The 16,963-nt window shown below is 59.0% G+C and carries 16 protein-coding genes; 8 read left to right on the top strand and 8 right to left on the bottom strand.

Annotated features, from left to right (window positions below; all coding sequences use genetic code 11):
• Position 1 precedes the first annotated feature (1 nt).
• From NHU87_RS04980 to NHU87_RS04970, 3 genes are read left to right on the top strand one after another with little or no spacing between them, the layout of a single operon-like run.
• Complete coding sequence (locus NHU87_RS04980) at positions 2-727, top strand: DUF484 family protein (protein ID WP_253546182.1); 726 nt, start codon at positions 2-4, stop codon at positions 725-727.
• 2 nt (positions 728-729) lie between these two features.
• Complete coding sequence (gene xerC, locus NHU87_RS04975) at positions 730-1,629, top strand: tyrosine recombinase XerC (RefSeq protein WP_253546179.1); 900 nt, start codon at positions 730-732, stop codon at positions 1,627-1,629.
• Entirely contained in the window at positions 1,626-2,330 is a 705-nt protein-coding gene (locus tag NHU87_RS04970; protein WP_253546176.1) for an HAD family hydrolase, read from the top strand. The genes xerC and NHU87_RS04970 overlap by 4 nt, the downstream gene beginning before the upstream one ends.
• Before the next feature lie 187 nt (positions 2,331-2,517).
• Here the strand turns inward: NHU87_RS04970 and sutA are convergent, their stop codons facing one another.
• The 4 genes from sutA to glnK form a co-directional block, all read right to left on the bottom strand.
• Positions 2,518-2,841: a transcriptional regulator SutA gene (gene sutA / locus NHU87_RS04965; RefSeq protein ID WP_030129119.1), complete on the bottom strand. Its 324-nt coding sequence runs from the start codon at positions 2,839-2,841 to the stop codon at positions 2,518-2,520.
• 102 nt (positions 2,842-2,943) lie between these two features.
• Positions 2,944-3,369, bottom strand: a complete 426-nt coding sequence (locus NHU87_RS04960; protein WP_253546173.1) for a secondary thiamine-phosphate synthase enzyme YjbQ — start codon at positions 3,367-3,369, stop codon at positions 2,944-2,946.
• Positions 3,370-3,583: 214 nt separating this feature from the next.
• Positions 3,584-4,921 carry an ammonium transporter gene (locus tag NHU87_RS04955; protein WP_253546170.1) on the bottom strand — a complete coding sequence of 446 codons (1,338 nt, stop codon included), beginning with the start codon at positions 4,919-4,921 and terminating at the stop codon, positions 3,584-3,586.
• 35 nt (positions 4,922-4,956) lie between these two features.
• Positions 4,957-5,295, bottom strand: coding sequence for a P-II family nitrogen regulator (gene glnK, locus NHU87_RS04950; RefSeq protein WP_002555808.1), 339 nt, complete (start codon positions 5,293-5,295; stop codon positions 4,957-4,959).
• A 416-nt stretch (positions 5,296-5,711) separates the two neighbouring features.
• Between glnK and NHU87_RS04945 the strand changes: the two genes are divergently transcribed.
• Complete coding sequence (locus NHU87_RS04945; RefSeq protein ID WP_237885082.1) at positions 5,712-5,978, top strand: accessory factor UbiK family protein; 267 nt, start codon at positions 5,712-5,714, stop codon at positions 5,976-5,978.
• 476 nt (positions 5,979-6,454) lie between these two features.
• Positions 6,455-6,982: a BRO-N domain-containing protein gene (locus tag NHU87_RS04940; protein ID WP_253546166.1), complete on the top strand. Its 528-nt coding sequence runs from the start codon at positions 6,455-6,457 to the stop codon at positions 6,980-6,982.
• 11 nt (positions 6,983-6,993) lie between these two features.
• Here NHU87_RS04940 and NHU87_RS04935 read toward each other — a convergent pair whose 3' ends face one another.
• Entirely contained in the window at positions 6,994-7,260 is a 267-nt protein-coding gene (locus NHU87_RS04935) for a HigA family addiction module antitoxin (RefSeq protein WP_253546163.1), read from the bottom strand.
• A 452-nt stretch (positions 7,261-7,712) separates the two neighbouring features.
• Here NHU87_RS04935 and NHU87_RS04930 point away from each other — a divergent pair, with 452 nt between their 5' ends.
• Both NHU87_RS04930 and NHU87_RS04925 read left to right on the top strand, forming a co-directional pair.
• A complete protein-coding gene (locus NHU87_RS04930; RefSeq protein ID WP_253546160.1) occupies positions 7,713-9,206 on the top strand; it encodes a YifB family Mg chelatase-like AAA ATPase in 1,494 nt (497 codons plus the stop codon).
• A 107-nt stretch (positions 9,207-9,313) separates the two neighbouring features.
• On the top strand, positions 9,314-10,846 hold the full coding sequence (locus NHU87_RS04925; protein WP_253546157.1) for a Fic family protein: 1,533 nt from the start codon (positions 9,314-9,316) through the stop codon (positions 10,844-10,846).
• Positions 10,847-10,858: 12 nt separating this feature from the next.
• Here NHU87_RS04925 and NHU87_RS04920 read toward each other — a convergent pair whose 3' ends face one another.
• The 3 genes from NHU87_RS04920 to NHU87_RS04910 form a co-directional block, all read right to left on the bottom strand.
• Positions 10,859-12,073, bottom strand: a complete 1,215-nt coding sequence (locus tag NHU87_RS04920) for an aldose 1-epimerase family protein (protein ID WP_253546154.1) — start codon at positions 12,071-12,073, stop codon at positions 10,859-10,861.
• Positions 12,074-12,334: 261 nt separating this feature from the next.
• Positions 12,335-14,311 carry a methyl-accepting chemotaxis protein gene (locus NHU87_RS04915; RefSeq protein ID WP_253546151.1) on the bottom strand — a complete coding sequence of 659 codons (1,977 nt, stop codon included), beginning with the start codon at positions 14,309-14,311 and terminating at the stop codon, positions 12,335-12,337.
• Positions 14,312-14,495: 184 nt separating this feature from the next.
• Positions 14,496-15,416 carry a LysR substrate-binding domain-containing protein gene (locus NHU87_RS04910; RefSeq protein WP_048396276.1) on the bottom strand — a complete coding sequence of 307 codons (921 nt, stop codon included), beginning with the start codon at positions 15,414-15,416 and terminating at the stop codon, positions 14,496-14,498.
• A gap of 157 nt (positions 15,417-15,573) precedes the next feature.
• On the opposite strand from NHU87_RS04910, the gene NHU87_RS04905 reads away from it, so the two are divergent.
• Positions 15,574-16,962 carry a NorM family multidrug efflux MATE transporter gene (locus tag NHU87_RS04905; protein WP_253546148.1) on the top strand — a complete coding sequence of 463 codons (1,389 nt, stop codon included), beginning with the start codon at positions 15,574-15,576 and terminating at the stop codon, positions 16,960-16,962.
• Position 16,963 lies beyond the last annotated feature (1 nt).

Raw genomic sequence — 16,963 nt, 5'->3', positions numbered from 1 at the left:
CATGACCGACAAGCCCCAGGTTCCCGCCCTGCAGCCCGACGAATCTCCTTCCGAAAGCCTTGAGGCGGCGGCGATTGCCGCGTACCTGGAGGCTCATCCGGATTTCTTCATCGAGCACGAAGAACTGCTCCCGGCCCTGCGCATTCCGCACCAGCGCGGCGACACCATTTCGCTGGTCGAACGCCAGATGACGATTTTGCGCGACCGCAACATCGAGTTGCGTCATCGTCTCTCGCACTTGATGGACGTTGCCCGCGACAACGACCGACTTTTCGACAAGACCCGCCGCCTGATTCTCACGCTGATGGACGCCACCAGCCTGGAAGATGTGGTGATCAGCGTTGAAGACAGCTTGCGCCAGGATTTCCAGGTGCCCTTCGTCAGCCTGATCCTGCTGGGCGACAACCCGATGCCGGTGGGCCGCTGGGTGACGCATGCCGAGGCGCAAACGGCCATCGGCGGCTTGCTCTCGGAAGACAAAAGCGTCAGCGGCAGCCTGCGTGAGCATGAACTGGACTTCCTGTTCGGCGAAGAACAGCGCAAGCAGATCGGCTCCACCGCCGTCGTCGCGATCAGTCACCAGGGCATCCACGGCGTTCTGGCCATCGCCAGCCGCGATCCGCAGCACTACAAGAGCTCGGTGGGCACGCTGTTCCTGAGTTACATCGCCGAAGTCATGGGCCGCGTGCTGCCACGGGTCAACAGCTCCCTGCGCTCGGTACGCTGACCATGGAACGACAACTGGACGCTTACTGCGAACACCTGCGCAGTGAGCGGCAGGTGTCGCCGCACACGCTGTACGCTTACCGCCGCGACCTCGACAAAGTGCTGGGCTGGTGCGTCAAACAGAATGTCGACAGCTGGGCCGCGCTGGACATCCAGCGCCTGCGCAGCCTGATCGCTCGCCTGCATTCCCAAGGTCAATCGTCCCGCAGCTTGGCGCGGCTGCTGTCGGCAGTGCGCGGGCTCTATCACTATCTGAACCGTGAAGGTCTGTGCGACCACGACCCGGCCAATGGCTTGGCACCGCCCAAGGGCGAACGCCGCCTGCCAAAAACCCTCGACACCGACCGCGCGCTGCAACTGCTTGAGGGTGCGGTAGAGGATGATTTTCTGGCGCGTCGGGATCAGGCGATTCTGGAACTGTTTTATTCCTCCGGCCTGCGCCTTTCTGAATTGACCGGGCTCAACCTTGATCAGTTGGACCTGGCTGACGGCATGGTCCAGGTGCTCGGCAAGGGCAGCAAGACGCGATTACTGCCGGTCGGCAAGAAGGCTCGCGAAGCACTGGAGTTATGGTTGCCGTTGCGGGCAATGACCAACCCGGCGGACGACGCAGTGTTTGTCAGCCAGCAAGGCCGGCGCCTCGGCCCTCGGGCGATTCAGGTGCGGGTCAAGGCCGCCGGCGAGCGCGAACTGGGGCAGAATCTGCATCCACACATGTTGCGCCACTCCTTCGCCAGCCACTTGCTGGAATCCTCTCAGGACTTGCGGGCGGTCCAGGAACTGCTTGGCCATTCGGACATCAAGACCACCCAGATCTATACCCACCTGGACTTCCAGCACCTGGCGACGGTCTACGACAGTGCCCATCCACGGGCCAAACGCATTAAAGGCGATGATTCATGACCCTTCAATTGATCACCTTCGACCTCGACGACACCCTGTGGGACACCGCCCCGGTGATCGCCAGCGCCGAAATCGTATTACGTGAATGGCTGACCGAGCACGCACCGAGCCTGGGCGCGGTGCCGGTGGAGCATTTGTGGTCGATTCGCGAGAGAGTGCTGGGCAACGAACCGAGCCTCAAGCACCGCATCAGCGCCCTGCGTCGGCGGGTATTGTTCCATGCGCTGGAAGAAGCCGGTTACGGGCATACCGACGCATCCGAGCTGGCCGATCAGGGTTTCGAAGTGTTCCTGCACGCCCGGCATCAGCTGGAAATCTTCCCCGAGGTGCAACCGACCCTGGAAATTCTGGCCAATCACTATGCACTTGGCGTGGTCACCAATGGCAATGCCGATGTGCGTCGATTGGGGCTGGCGGATTACTTCAAGTTTGCCCTGTGCGCCGAAGACATCGGCATCGCCAAGCCCGATGCGCGACTGTTTCATGAGGCGCTGCTGCGGGGCGGCGCGACCGCTGAAACCGCAGTGCACATCGGCGACCATCCTGGCGACGACATTGCCGGCGCCCAGCAGGCGGGGTTGCGGGCAATCTGGTTCAACCCGGCGGGCAAGGTGTGGGAAGCCGAGAAGGCGCCGGATGCCGAGATTCGTAGCCTGAACGAATTGCCGGGATTGTTGGCGCAGTGGAATTCGGTTTCGTAGCGGCTTTGAGATCGCCTTCGCGGGCAAGCCTCGCTCCTACAGGGATTGGCGTTGAGTGCGATATTTGCATACGACGCCAATCCTGTAGGAGCGAGGCTTGCCCGCGAAGCTCTTCGGCCCACTTATCCTCACCCATGAAAAAGCCCGTAGCGACGGCGGGCTTTTTCAGCAAGCAAGAAGCAGGCGCTTAGATAGGCCGGCTGCCGTACTTGTTATCAGGCTTTTTGGGAGGATCAGCGACCACATTGGCCTCCACTTCCTGCACCTTGCCGCCGCGTGCAAGAAACTCTTCCATGGCCTTGGCCAGGGCGTCGCGTTCCTTGTTCTTGGCTTCGACGCTCGGCAGCTCATCGACCGATACCGCAGCCTTGGCCTTGCCTTTGGCAGTCGGAACGGGCGTATCACCGCCGTCATCTTCAGCGACGTCTTCTGCCGCCGCTTCAAGGCCTTCTTCGGTTTCGTCTTCGTCGCCTACTTCGAGGTCGTCGTTTTCCAGATCATCGTCGCTCATGTTCTACCTCATGACTTGCGAAAAGCAGATTAGTTATAGCCCAGCTTTGCTGTCTGTCGACGGCTGCCGGAAAAAAATCAACCACCGCTGGTAACCAGCGGTTTATGCCCCTTCACCGTGCACGGTGGCGAGGACTTTACGGGCACCGCCGTGATCACGGTGCTCGCCCAGATAAACACCTTGCCAGGTCCCCAACGCCAATCGGCCTGCCGAGATCGGCAAACTGAGCTGACAGCCAAGTACGCTGGCCTTGAAGTGCGCCGGGAGGTCGTCCAGGCCTTCGTCGTTATGCTCATAGCCGTCTGTTCCTTGTGGGATCAGACGATTGAAAAATCGTTCGAAGTCGCGACGTACCGCCGGATCGGCGTTCTCGTTGATGGTCAACGACGCCGAGGTATGCTGTAGCCACAAATGCAACAGACCGACCCGACACGTCTTGAGTTCAGGCAAACCGGCGAGTAATTCGTCCGTTACCAGATGAAAGCCCCGGGGCCGTGCCCGCAGGGTAATCAGAGTCTGTTGCCACATACAGTTCTCCGCACGTTCGGGGCGCATTCTAGCGCGCTCCGGAAAAAAACAAAGGCCCAAAATTTCCTTCAATCGTGTAAGCCATTGGCCGTAGAAAAACGCCCGTCGTAAACACGACTGAACCTGTATGAAAAAACCTTACAGCGCTTCCTCCACTGACAAATCCCGGACAAAAAAATGCCCGGCAAGCCGGGCAAATTTTTCATGCGCGTGCTTACAAGTTGTAGCCGCGTTCGTTGTGGAGCGCCAGATCGATGCCGACAGCTTCTTCTTCCTCGGTGATACGCAGACCCATGACGGCGTCCAGGACCTTGAGGATGATGAACGTGACGATCGCGGTGTAGATCACCGTGAAGCCCACACCTTTGCACTGAATCCAGACTTGAGCAGCGATGTCGGTGACGGTGCCGAAACCACCTAGGGAGGGTGCCGCGAACACACCGGTCAGGATTGCGCCGAGGATACCGCCAATACCGTGCACGCCGAAGGCATCCAGGGAGTCGTCATACCCGAGTTTGCGTTTCAGGGTGGTTGCGCAGAAGAAGCACACCACGCCCGCCGCCAGACCGATCACCAAAGCACCCATCGGGCCCACGGTGCCTGCCGCCGGAGTGATTGCAACCAGACCGGCCACCACACCCGAAGCGATACCCAGTGCACTTGGTTTACCGTGGGTGATCCACTCGGCAAACATCCAGCCCAGCGCCGCAGCAGCGGTGGCGATCTGGGTGACCAGCATCGCCATGCCGGCAGTGCCGTTGGCGGCGGCGGCGGAACCGGCGTTGAAGCCGAACCAGCCGATCCACAGCATCGCGGCGCCCATCAGGGTATAGCCGAGGTTATGCGGAGCCATCGGGGTGGTCGGAAAGCCCTTACGCTTGCCCAATACCAGGCAGGCAATCAGACCGGCCACACCGGCGTTGATGTGCACCACGGTGCCGCCGGCGAAGTCGAGCACGCCCCAGTCCCACATCAGGCCGCCGTTGCCGGACCAGACCATGTGCGCAATCGGTGCGTAAACCAGGGTGAACCAGATTCCCATGAAGATCAGCATGGCGGAGAACTTCATCCGCTCGGCGAAGGCACCGACGATCAACGCTGGGGTGATGATGGCGAACGTCATCTGGAAGGTAATGAAGACCGCCTCGGGGAACAGCGCCGCGGGGCCGGTCAGGCTCGAAGGCGTGACACCGGCGAGGAACGCCTTGCCCATGCCGCCGAAGAACGAGTTGAAGTTGACGACGCCCTGCTCCATGCCGGTGGTGTCGAACGCAATGCTGTAGCCATAGATGACCCACAGAATGCTGATCAGACCGGTAATGGCGAAGCACTGCATCATCACGGAAAGAATGTTTTTCGAGCGAACCATGCCGCCGTAGAACAGCGCGAGGCCGGGAATGGTCATGAACAGCACAAGGGCTGTCGAGGTCATCATCCAGGCGGTATCGCCGGAATTGAGGACTGGGGCCGCCACTTCGTCTGCCGCCATGGCCAGGCCGGGCATTACGAGGGACAACAGGGCTCCTAGCCCTGCGATTTTACGCAGAGTCATATTGTTTTCTCCTGGGGCGTTGGGTTTGTGGCGGCTTAGATTGCGTCGGTATCGGTTTCGCCGGTACGGATGCGAATCGCCTGTTCCAGATTGACCACGAAGATCTTGCCGTCACCGATCTTGCCGGTGTTGGCGGCCTTGGTTATCGCCTCGATAACCCGGTCCAGATCCTTGTCGTCAATGGCGACATCGATCTTCACCTTGGGCAGAAAATCGACCACGTACTCCGCGCCGCGATACAGCTCGGTGTGACCCTTCTGCCGACCGAAGCCTTTGACCTCAGTAACGGTAATGCCCTGCACGCCGATTTCGGACAGCGACTCGCGCACGTCGTCCAGTTTGAACGGCTTGATGATGGCAGTGACTAGCTTCATGAAAACTCTCTCCCGAATTGGTGGACTTGCCCCAGGAAAACAAACCCGACTCAAGTCTAAGCGCAGTGCCTGGCTTTGTAACGCATCGTCGGCCTTACCTGCCCGTCCGACGCCAGCTAACCACTCCGCACGAAACTTCCCCCGTTCCGCTTGGCGCACTGCATTCGTCACAGCGACTGCATCAGTGCATGGGTCACCAGCGACTAAGCAGAAAGCTTGCCATCTATCCAAAACCCATTGATTTCAATGCCTTGGCCGTTGCCGCAGAACCTTTCGACCGATTGACGCAACCGTTACGCACAACAACAGTGCGCGGCTGCCCACTCGACTGCGCGAAAAGCGTGCATCGCAGCTGCCGAGATTGACTATAGACACTGCGTGATACACTGCCTGCCATTGTTGACAGGACATTTCCCATGCTCGCGCCCAAAGACTTCCTCGACGCCCTGAGCGGCACCGCCTCCCGCCTCTTCAGCGGCGACACCCCACTGCCGAAAAGCGAAATCGAAAGCCAGTTCAAGGCTTTGTTGCAGAGCGGCTTCAGCAAGCTGGACCTAGTGAGCCGGGAAGAATTCGACAGCCAGATGGTCGTCCTGGCACGGACCCGCGCACGGTTGGAGAGCCTTGAGGCGAAAGTGGCTGAGCTGGAAGCGAAGCTGAATCCACCTGCTGACACCGAGTAAGCTGATCGTTCCCACGCTCTGCGTGGGAATGCCGCCAGAGACGCTCCGCGTTCCGCTTCAGGTGTGACGCAGAGCGTCACGGGATGCATTCCCACGCAGAGCGTGGGAACGATCATTCAATGTGTCCTGTAGGATCTGCCGAAAGCTGCGATCTTTTGATCTTTAAGCCCTCAAAAATCCCGGCAACGTCCTACAAAGTTCTCATCCGCCGTCCGATTGCGCCGCAAAGCTCCGGTTCCTAAGCTCACCCAATGCTGAAAGTTCAGCACTGGGTTTGGCGACCCGGAAGCTTAAGGCGCACGACGACCATCCGATGGCGGGTTTATTTCCGCCATATCGAGTCATGGCGGCTGTGCGTGGGAGATCTTCGGGTCTGCCGGGTTCCTTTTGCTCCGGTTCGCCAACCCGCGTACAGCTGCCACCCAATCGTTTGGCGACGGTTGACGGCAGCCCCTTTAGCAAAAGGAGCTGTATCAATGAATAGCGATGACACTTACCTGACCCCACACACCTTCACCCGCCACAAACTCCACCTCCACGCCCTCCTCCTGGAAAACCAACCTTGGTTCAGCGCCCGCGACCTCGGCCGATTGCTCCGCCTCTTCCTGGACGAACGAGCACTACGCAAACTCGATCCCGACCAACACCAGAATCTGCAGATGCTCATCCACGGCACCGTCGAAAACACCCTGCTGATCAGCGAATCCGGCGTCTATGCGTTACTGATCTACCACTACTGCCCCGAATACCGAGGCCTGCGCGAATGGCTTACCCACGACGTGGTGCCGGCGCTCAGAGATGCCCAACAACCAACTTCAACCGAACGCCCGATTCTGAGCCTGCTGAATTGGCCGGAAATGTCATTGAGTTTGCTGCACTGGAATAACCAACCGTGGATTCGGTTGCAGGATGTTCCGCAACTGCTGCCGAATGAGGAGCGACCGCGAGGTACGGTCAATGCGCCCTGGTGGAAGCGTGCTTCGCGGGTGCTGCAGTCTTTTTAATTACCCGAAGCTCAACCACGTTCGATTTCGGCTCTACGCAGATCGTAGGTCGTTTGCAGGTTTAGCCAGAACTCGGGCGTGGTTTTCAGGTAGAGCGAGAGCTTCTTTGCGAGCTCAGGACTGATACCACTCTCCTGCATCACAAGGGCTCTCACGTCACCCCCGACCTTATTCAACGAACTAGCCAAACCATCCGCTGTAATAATGCCCAGCGGCTCAAGAAACTCCTTTTCCAGGATTTCTCCAGGATGAATCGGCCGCATTCCAGAATTGCTCATTTCCCCTCCTGAGGGATCGATAAGCTGTGATCATAAGCAGCCACCTCGATCCGACAAGTGCGTCCGCGAGTTTTCACCGAAGTCCTTCATTTATCCAAGACCGGTCCTACAAAAAACTTGCTGCCGCGGCTGATTACGCCTAAATACCAGCCGCGGCGTAACCTTTGTAGCAGCTGCCGAAGGCGGCGTTCGGCTGCGCAGCAGCCGTGAAATCAGATCACGCGGTGCACCAGGCAGACCGTATAACGCGAACTTACGACTGCTGCGCAGCCGAACGCCGCCTTCGGTAGCTGCTACAGATCGCGTTACGACTTAACTGACTGGAGCAGCTCGCCACCCCAGCAACATCCTGCGAAGGTTTGGTTACTCCGCCACCACGCTAAATCCTCGGCCCACGACTACCCTTCAAAAACCGCAGGAAGCGGTGCTCTTCTTCAGCTCAAGGAACGACCATGTCCCTCTCCATCGTCCACAGCCGCGCCCAGGTTGGCGTGGAAGCACCCGCCGTTACCGTAGAAGTGCATCTGGCCAACGGCTTGCCCTCTCTGACAATGGTCGGTTTGCCGGAAGCGGCGGTGAAGGAAAGCAAGGATCGAGTGCGCAGCGCGATCATCAATTCAGGGCTGCAATTTCCGGCACGGCGTATCACGTTGAATCTCGCCCCTGCGGATCTGCCAAAGGACGGCGGGCGATTCGATCTGGCAATTGCCTTGGGAATTCTCTCCGCCAGTGTCCAAGTGCCGACATTGACGCTGGATGACGTGGAGTGCCTGGGAGAGTTGGCACTGTCGGGCGCGGTGCGGGCGGTTCGCGGTGTTTTGCCCGCTGCGCTGGCGGCGCGCAAGGCCGGGCGCACGCTGGTGGTGCCGCGAGCGAATGCCGAGGAGGCCTGCCTGGCTTCGGGGTTGAAAGTGATTGCGGTGGATCATTTGCTGGAAGCGGTCGCGCATTTCAATGGCCACACGCCCATCGCACCCTACGCTTCCAATGGCTTGCTCTACGCCAGCAAACCTTATCCAGACTTGAATGAAGTGCAGGGGCAACTCGCGGCCAAGCGCGCGTTGCTGATTGCGGCGGCCGGGGCTCATAACTTGCTGTTCAGCGGACCGCCAGGGACCGGGAAAACCTTGTTGGCGAGTCGTCTGCCGGGGCTGTTACCGCCATTGGCCGAGAGTGAAGCGCTGGAAGTTGCGGCGATTCAATCCGTCGCCAGTTGTGTGCCGTTGAGTCATTGGCCGCAGCGCCCCTTCCGACAGCCACACCACTCCGCTTCAGGCCCGGCACTGGTGGGCGGCGGTTCGAAACCACAACCCGGCGAAATCACCCTCGCCCACCACGGTGTGCTGTTCCTCGATGAACTCCCGGAGTTTGACCGCAAGGTGTTGGAGGTATTGAGAGAGCCACTGGAATCCGGCCACATTGTGATTTCCCGCGCCAAGGACCGCGTACGCTTCCCGGCGCGCTTTCAACTGGTCGCCGCGATGAATCCCTGCCCCTGTGGATATCTTGGCGAGCCGAGCGGCCGTTGTTCCTGCACGCCGGACATGGTTCAGCGCTATCGCAACAAACTGTCGGGGCCGCTGCTGGACCGCATCGATCTGCACCTGACGGTTGCTCGCGAAGCCACGGCGCTGAATCCTGCGTCGAAACCCGGCGACGACACGGCCACCGCCGCCGAGTTGGTCGCTGATGCACGAGAACAGCAACAAAAGCGCCAAGGCTGTGCTAATGCATTCCTCGATTTGCCGGGCCTGCGCAAACACTGCAAGTTATCCACAGTTGACGAAACCTGGCTGGAAACGGCGTGTGAACGGCTGACCTTATCGCTTCGAGCGGCCCATCGACTGCTCAAGGTTGCTCGCACCTTGGCGGACCTTGAGCAAACCGATGAGATCAGACGCGAGCATTTGGCGGAAGCCTTGCAATATAGGCCGACGAGTCTTTAGGTAGTTTTGTAAGCATTTTTTCCGAATAAGTGGCGATCAGTTGCGGTAAGCGTTTTTTTAATGAAACATGCATTTCTAATCGTTTTTCTGCACGAGTAAGCGAATTTATGTCCAGCATCGGCTATGCCTGGCTGTCTAGCGAGTACCGGATAACGCCTGCACAACCGTTTCCCGTCAGCAGCGAGATCGGTACACGCCGTTCAAGTACTCAAGTGCGGGATCTTCGCAAAGAGATCTATCCGGAGGTTTATCGCCCCGAGCCGAATATCAGTGATCACTTGGCCTTTGCTCTGCGCTATGAAGGTGTTCACTTGGAATTTCTCGCACGCCTGTTTGCGCTTGAGACGGTAAAAGAAGCACTTGAAGAATGGATTACTCGAGAACCTATCGGGACATTTGCCCGAAGAGCATGCTTTTTTTATGAATGGTTGATGTCGGATGAACTGAACGTAGTACCCGCCAAAACAGGCAACTATGTCGAAGCATTGAATCCGCAGGACTACTTCGTCGGAACAGCCGTCAATAATCCGCGTTGGCGCGTTCGAGATAACTTGCCGGGCAACAAGGCGTACTGCCCTATCATTCGCCGCAATCAGGAAGTCCAAGCCGCTGAACGCTATGACATTGCCAACAAACTGGAAGAGCTCGAATCTGATTTCGGCATCGATCTGATCATGCGCAGTACCGTTTGGCTTACGGTCAAGGAAAGTCGCGCCAGTTTCCTTATCGAGCATGAGCAGGATCAAGAGGATCGTATACGTCGCTTCGCCAATGTCATGGAAACCGAATGCGGAACGCATGCCGATCCCCTGCTGCCAGACACACTGGAGGCATTGCAGCGTGAAATTCTTGGGAAGACTGCCCTGCGCTACGGCATCCGCCGTTCGCCGGTTTATGTAGGACACACCGCGCGCTATCAGCCCGTGGTCGATTACATCGCACCACATTGGGACCACACACGCTCAATGCTCGCGGGCCTGAGTCAATTCCTGCAAAAAACCCAGGGTCAATCATCGATCCTGCGGGCGGCCGTTGCATCTTTTGGCTTCGTTTATGTCCATCCAATGGCTGATGGCAATGGACGAATTTCTCGCTTCTTGATTAACGATGTATTACGGCGCGATGGAGCCTTACCCCCACCCATCATTCTTCCAGTTTCGGCCACGATTACTCACAGCACTCAAAACAAAGCCACCTATGATCGAGTGCTTGAGAGTTTCTCCCGCCCGCTAATGCAGCATTACGGGGCCGACTACCGATTTGGCGAGACCATTGAAGCAGAGGACGGTGTTCTCTATAACCTCCACTTCGCGGGCTATGACGATGCACTGCCGACTTGGCGCTATCCGGATCTGACGGCTCATGCGGTTTATCTGGCACAGGTCATTGAAGATACATTGACTCAAGAAATGCGGCTGGAAGCGCAGTTTCTTTTGGCGAATGACACTGCGCGTAAAAACATCAAACAGTTCCTCGAGGCACCGGACAATGAATTGGATCAAATCATCAGAGCCGTCCGCCAAAATGGGCACACGCTTTCCAACAAATTACTCAAACGCTATCCACTGCTTGTAGAGAGGCCCGAGTTAGGAGAACGCATCGCACGTGCCGTCGAGGAAGCTTTCAGCGATTTGAAGTAAACGGGCGGGACATCACCCCTTGGTGAGATCAACCAACGGCGTTTGCCGCACCTCAGTCTCCCGCCCGCCCTGAATCTCGCTCACCTGCTTCAACGCCTTATCCACAGCCACCTTATCCGCCAGCAAGCTGTAGCTGATGCGGAACTGCTTGTGTTCCTTGGGCCCAATCGTCGGCACCAGGTTCAATGGCCGCTGATACCGGCGGTTGTAGGAAAAACTCGTCCCCGGCTCCAGCCCCGTGACATAGCCTTGCCCTTGGGTATCGGTGTTTTTCCATAGAGAGAACACGGGCAGTGTTTGAGTGTTGAAGCCGACCGAAACACCCAGACTGCCGGCCTTGTTATGCAGCACGGTCAACGTATCGCCCTTGGCATCGGCATACGGCACCACGTTGTAGACCGTTTCGTCGTAGTCCTTGGTCGGTGCGCGGTAGGTTTGCCAGTCCGGCAGATCGCCCTTGGCCTTGTCGTTGAACGGCGACACCTGTTTCACCGGCGCGGCGAAGCGAGCGCCCTGTTCCAGGAATGGGGTGCTGAAGTTGCTGTGATACAGCGCCTGATATTCCTTCGGATAGTCGCCGTTGTTGGTCAGGGTGTCGTTGAGGGTGAACGCTACGCTGCCGGGTTCGGTAACCAGTTCGGTCGCGACGGAGAAGTCGACTTTCTTGAACGCCTGCTCTTTCAGCTCGCCACGCAGGCTGATGGCGTATGGCGGTTTTTCATCGATGTGCAGGGTGACTTTGTTCGCAGGGATGTTGGCGGCGCGGCCGTGCAAGGTCAGCAGTTCTCCGTTGTCGATGCCGGGGTGACCGACCCATTCGTAGCCGCAGCGGGTAACCAGTTCATTGAAACCTTCCAGCCAGCCCAGGCCACCACGGCCGTTGAGCTCGATGAAGGACGGATTGACCACTTCCTTGACCGGCGAATCCCAGCCCATGCGCACATCGCCTACAGACGCCTGCAGGACGTTCATGCCGCGAGTCGGTACTACCGAAAGTTTCATCGTGCCGTTATCGATGTCGACGATGCTGACGCCCTCTTGCCGACCGCCGTGCAAGGTGCGCAGCGTCACGCTGAAGGGTTTGTCGGTTTTTACCCCGAGTTGCTGGCTGGTGATTTGCCAGTTCTGGGCGGCTTTATCGGTGTCGAGCAGGACATAATCCCAGGCCATGGCTTGGGAGGCAGCGGACAGTGCGCTGAGGGCAACAAAGAGTTTGAGCGGGGTCATGGCAGCAGCCTTTCTTGGAATTGTGCCAATTTTATAGACTTGAAGAAACGTTTCAGCAAGCATAAAAAACGAGACACTGGTGCTAAATGCCAAGGAAGACCACTAAAGAGGAATTGATCTGCAGATTTGGCAAATCGGGAATTGAGTCGATTCCATCGCGAGCAGGCTCGCTCCCATATTGGATCGAAGGTGAACACAGAATTTGTGAACCCCCGAGATCAACTGTGGGAGCCTGCTCGCGATGACGATTTCGGCAGCGACTCAGCGAAACCGGTCAACCTCATGCCGCAAGTCCGCCGCGAGCTTCTCCAGTTCTTTGGCAGTCACAGCCAGGTTCGATACCACTTCGCGCTGTTCACTGTTTGCCAAAGCAATACTTTGCAGATTGCTGCTGAGCAAGGTCGCGGTGCTGCTTTGCTCCTGGGTCGCAGTGGTGATCGCAGCGAATTGCTGACCGGCCGAGCGGCTTTGTTCATCGATCCGCGCCAGCGCCGAAGCGACGTTGGCGTTGCGCGACAGGCCTTCCTGCATCAGCACGTTGCCTTGCTCCATGGTGCTGATGGCGTTGCCGGTTTCCTGCTGGATGCTTTGGATCATCCCGGAAATTTCGTCGGTGGCCTGGCGGGTGCGTGAAGCCAGGTTACGCACCTCATCGGCCACCACCGCAAACCCACGACCCTGCTCACCGGCGCGGGCGGCTTCGATGGCGGCGTTGAGCGCCAGCAGGTTGGTTTGCTCGGCGATCGAGGTAATCACCCCGACAATGCCGCCGATTTCCTGGGAGCGCTGACCCAAGGTATTGATCACTGTCGCGGTGCTGTTCAGCGCACCGGCGATTTGCTCCAGCGACGAGGACGCTTCGTCCATCGACGTACGACCGATCTGGGTTTGCTGTGCGTTTTCCTGCGCCAGACGCTGGGTGTTGCCCATGTTGTCGGCGATGTTCAGCGAGGTGGCGCTGAATTCTTCCACGGCGCCGGCCATGCTGGTGATTTCGCCGGACTGCTGCTCCATCCCTTCATAGGCACCCCCAGACAAACCGGACAATGCCTGGGCACGGCTATTGACCTCTCCCGAGGCTTTGCGGATGTGCTCAACCATGGTCGACAGGGCCTGGCTCATCTGATTGAAGGCACGGGCAAGCTGGCCGATTTCGTCATTGCTCGACACGTTCAGGCGAACACTCAAATCACCGGCACCCAAGGCTTCGGCCTGACGCACCAGATCACCCAGCGGCGCCAGTTTGCTGCGCAGCAACCAGATCGCCGAGCCGACTGCCAGCAACATCGCCAGCAGACTCCCGATGGCCAATTGAATGCCGACGCTCCAGGTCACCGCGCGGATTTCGGTTTTCGGCATGCTCGCCACTACCGACCACGGCCCGCCTTCGAACGGCACGGCAATGCTGTAGAAGTCTTGCGACGTGTCGCTCCAGAAGTCGCCTTTGCCCGGTGTCTTGGCCAGACCGACGATGCTCGGGACCGCCTGATCCAGCGCTTGCACACCGGCAATCGGCACCAGCCATTTACCTTGCTCATCCAGCAACGCCAAGGAGCCGGTCTGGCCGATGCGGAAGCGTTTGAGGTTGGCGAACTGCGTATTCTGAGCATCGGTGTAATCGAATCCTACGTACAGCACGGCAATGATCTTACCGCTGCTGTCCCGTACAGGAGTGTACTGCGACATGTAGAAGCGTTCGAAAAGCAAGGCTCGACCCACATAACTCTGCCCCGCCATCAAACGGGCGTAAGCCGGGTTCGCGTGGTCGAGCAGAGTGCCAATGGCGCGGCTGCCGTCCTGTTTGGTGACGTTCGTACTGACCCGAATGAACTCTTCACCGCTGCGCACGAACACGGTCGCGACGCCTGCAGTCATCTGCTTGAACTCGTCGACTTCGGCGAAGTTGTTGTTCAACACATCACTGCCCAGGTGCAAACCGGGAGTCTGCACACCCGCTACAGTTACCGGCTCATCCGGGTGCACGCTCAAACCGGCGCTGAAGCGCTTCTCGAACAGGCCGGCCAGGCGCTGGGTGCTCTCACGCAAGGTGCCGTGAAAGGTGCTCAACTGATCGGCCAGCAAGCGGGCCTCACTGGCCAGATGTTCTTCGCGGGTGGCGAGGTTGGCGGTGTCCAGCGAGCGCAGGGCGAACACAGTACTGCCGCTGATGACAATCGCCAGTATCACGGCAAGCGCAAGACCCAGCTGTGAGGCAATCCGAGCACGAGGTTGAGACATGACAGCTCCTGACCCAGTGGCCGGATCATTCTGATCCCATCGCACACTCGGCAAAATTTCTGATGGTGGGAAAACATGGCACCTGCACGACGGTGCCATCAGCAGATTTTCGGCGGCAACGCTGAATACTTGAGTAATTAGCGGGGATATGGCTCAAGGCCGCCATTGCGCCGGCTCCATCGATTCAGCCCAGACGTTCGACATCCGGTAATTCCATGGCCCGGACTTCGCCTTGCAGGAAATCGCTGAGGCGGCGCAAACGCTCGCCGCCGGGGCGGGTTTTCGGCCAGACCAGGTAATAATTCTCACCACTGGCGACGGCCGTCGGCCACGGCAAACTCAGACGTCCCTGTGCGACATCTTCCGCCACCATCAGCAAGTCGCCCATGGACACGCCGTAACCTCGGGCAGCGGCGATCATGCCCAGCTCCAGCGTGTCGAACACTTGCCCGCCCTTGAGCGAGACTTGATCAGTCAGGCCCATGCGCTCCAGCCAGTTGCGCCAGTCGCGACGGTCCGGCGTCGGGTGCAGCAGCTCGGTACTGGCCAGGCGCGCAACGTCCCACGGTTGATCCTTCAGAAGATTCGGCGCGCCCACCGGAATCAGTTCTTCGGGGAACAGGAAAGTCGCCTCCCAGTCCGGTGGAAAATGCCCGTTGCTGAGGATGACGGCGCAGTCGAAGGGTTCGTGGTTGAAGTCCACCCTATCGATGTCCATCCAGGCGCTGGTCAATTGCACCTCGTTCCCCGGTCGCAGGTGCCGAAAACGGCTGAGCCGGGCCAACAGCCAGCGCATGGTCAGAGTCGACGGGGCTTTCATGCGCAGGATGTCGTCCTCGGCGCGCAAAGTATTGCAGGCCCGCTCAAGGGCGGTGAAGCCTTCACGAATGCCGGGCAGGATCAGTCGCGCCGATTCGGTCAGTTGCAGGTTGCGCCCGCTGCGATGAAACAGTCGACAGGCGAAATGCTCTTCGAGCGTACGAATGTGCCGACTGACCGCACTTTGGGTGATCGACAGTTCTTCGGCGGCGCGGGTAAACGAGCTATGCCGCGCCGCCGCTTCGAATGCTCGAAGGGCATACAAGGGAGGAAGACGACGGGACATCAGGAAAGCTCCTATAGCGCGATCGCACCAACTTATCAGAAACTCCCCTGCATGAGTTTTAATCATGCCACCCATCCTTTTTATCCCTTTGTGAAAACCCCGCAGAGCGCCGAGAATCGACGCTTCCTGTTCTCTCTGACACTCGAGCGTGATGATCATGCAGCATCCAGCGCGTATTGAACTCTGGGCCATCCTGCGGCTGGCGGGGCCGTTGATTGCCTCGCAGTTGGCGCACATGTTGATGGTCCTCACCGACACCTTGATGATGGCGCGCCTGAGCCCCGAAGCGTTGGCCGGTGGCGGTCTGGGTGCGGCGACGTATTCGTTCGTGTCGATTTTCTGCATCGGCGTGATTGCCGCCGTCGGCACCCTGGTGGCGATCCGTCAGGGCGCGGGCGACATCATTGGCGCCGCGCGGCTGACCCAGGCCGGGTTATGGCTGGCCTGGTTGATGGCGCTGGTGGCGGGGTTGCTGTTGTGGAACCTGAAACCGGTGTTGCTGCTGTTCGGCCAGACCGAAACCAACGTCCAGGCTGCCGGCCAGTTTCTGTTGATTCTGCCGTTCGCCCTGCCCGGCTACCTGAGCTTCATGGCGCTGCGCGGCTTCACCAGCGCCATCGGCCGGGCGACACCGGTGATGGTTATCAGCCTCGCCGGCACCGTGGCCAACTTCCTGCTCAATTATGCGTTGATCACCGGCATGTTCGGCCTACCGAAAATGGGCCTGGTGGGCATCGGTCTGGTCACGGCGATCGTTGCCAACCTCATGGCGCTGGCGCTCGCGTTGCACATACGTCGGCATCCGGCCTACGACGCGTATCCATTGCGCCAGGGTCTGTCGCGGCCCAACCGTCAGTACTTGAAGGAATTGTGGCGCCTGGGCCTGCCGATTGGTGGCACCTATGCGGTGGAAGTGGGCCTGTTTGCCTTCGCTGCGCTGTGCATGGGCACCATGGGCAGTACGCAACTGGCGGCGCACCAGATTGCCCTGCAAATTGTCTCGGTGGCGTTCATGATTCCGGCGGGGCTTTCCTACGCGATCACCATGCGCATCGGCCAGCATTACGGCGCCGGGCAATTGCTCTATGCGCGGCTGGCCGGACGGGTAGGGATCGCCTTCGGGGCGGCGGCAATGCTCGGTTTCGCGATGGTCTTCTGGCTGCTGCCGCATCAGTTGATCGGCTTGTTCCTGGACCACAACGACCCGGCGTTCCGCGAAGTCATCAATCTGGCCGTGAGTCTGTTGGCGGTGGCGGCATGGTTCGAGCTGTTCGACGGCACACAAACCATCGCCATGGGCTGCATCCGCGGGCTCAAGGATGCCAAGACCACGTTCCTGGTGGGTTTGGGTTGCTACTGGCTGATCGGCGCACCGGCCGCCTGGTGGATGGCCTTCCATTTGAACTGGGGGCCAATGGGGGTCTGGTGGGGTCTGGCGCTGGGGCTGGCGTGTGCGGCGGTGAGCCTGACGCTGGCGTTTGAGTGGAAGATGAAGCGGATGATTCGGCGGGAGCCGGCGTCAGCGCAGCGTTTCGAGATCGCCTAGG

Origin of the sequence: Pseudomonas mandelii (assembly GCF_024138395.1) — a bacterium.
GTDB lineage: Bacteria > Pseudomonadota > Gammaproteobacteria > Pseudomonadales > Pseudomonadaceae > Aquipseudomonas > Aquipseudomonas mandelii_E.
This window is presented reverse-complemented; position numbering and strand designations above follow the sequence as displayed.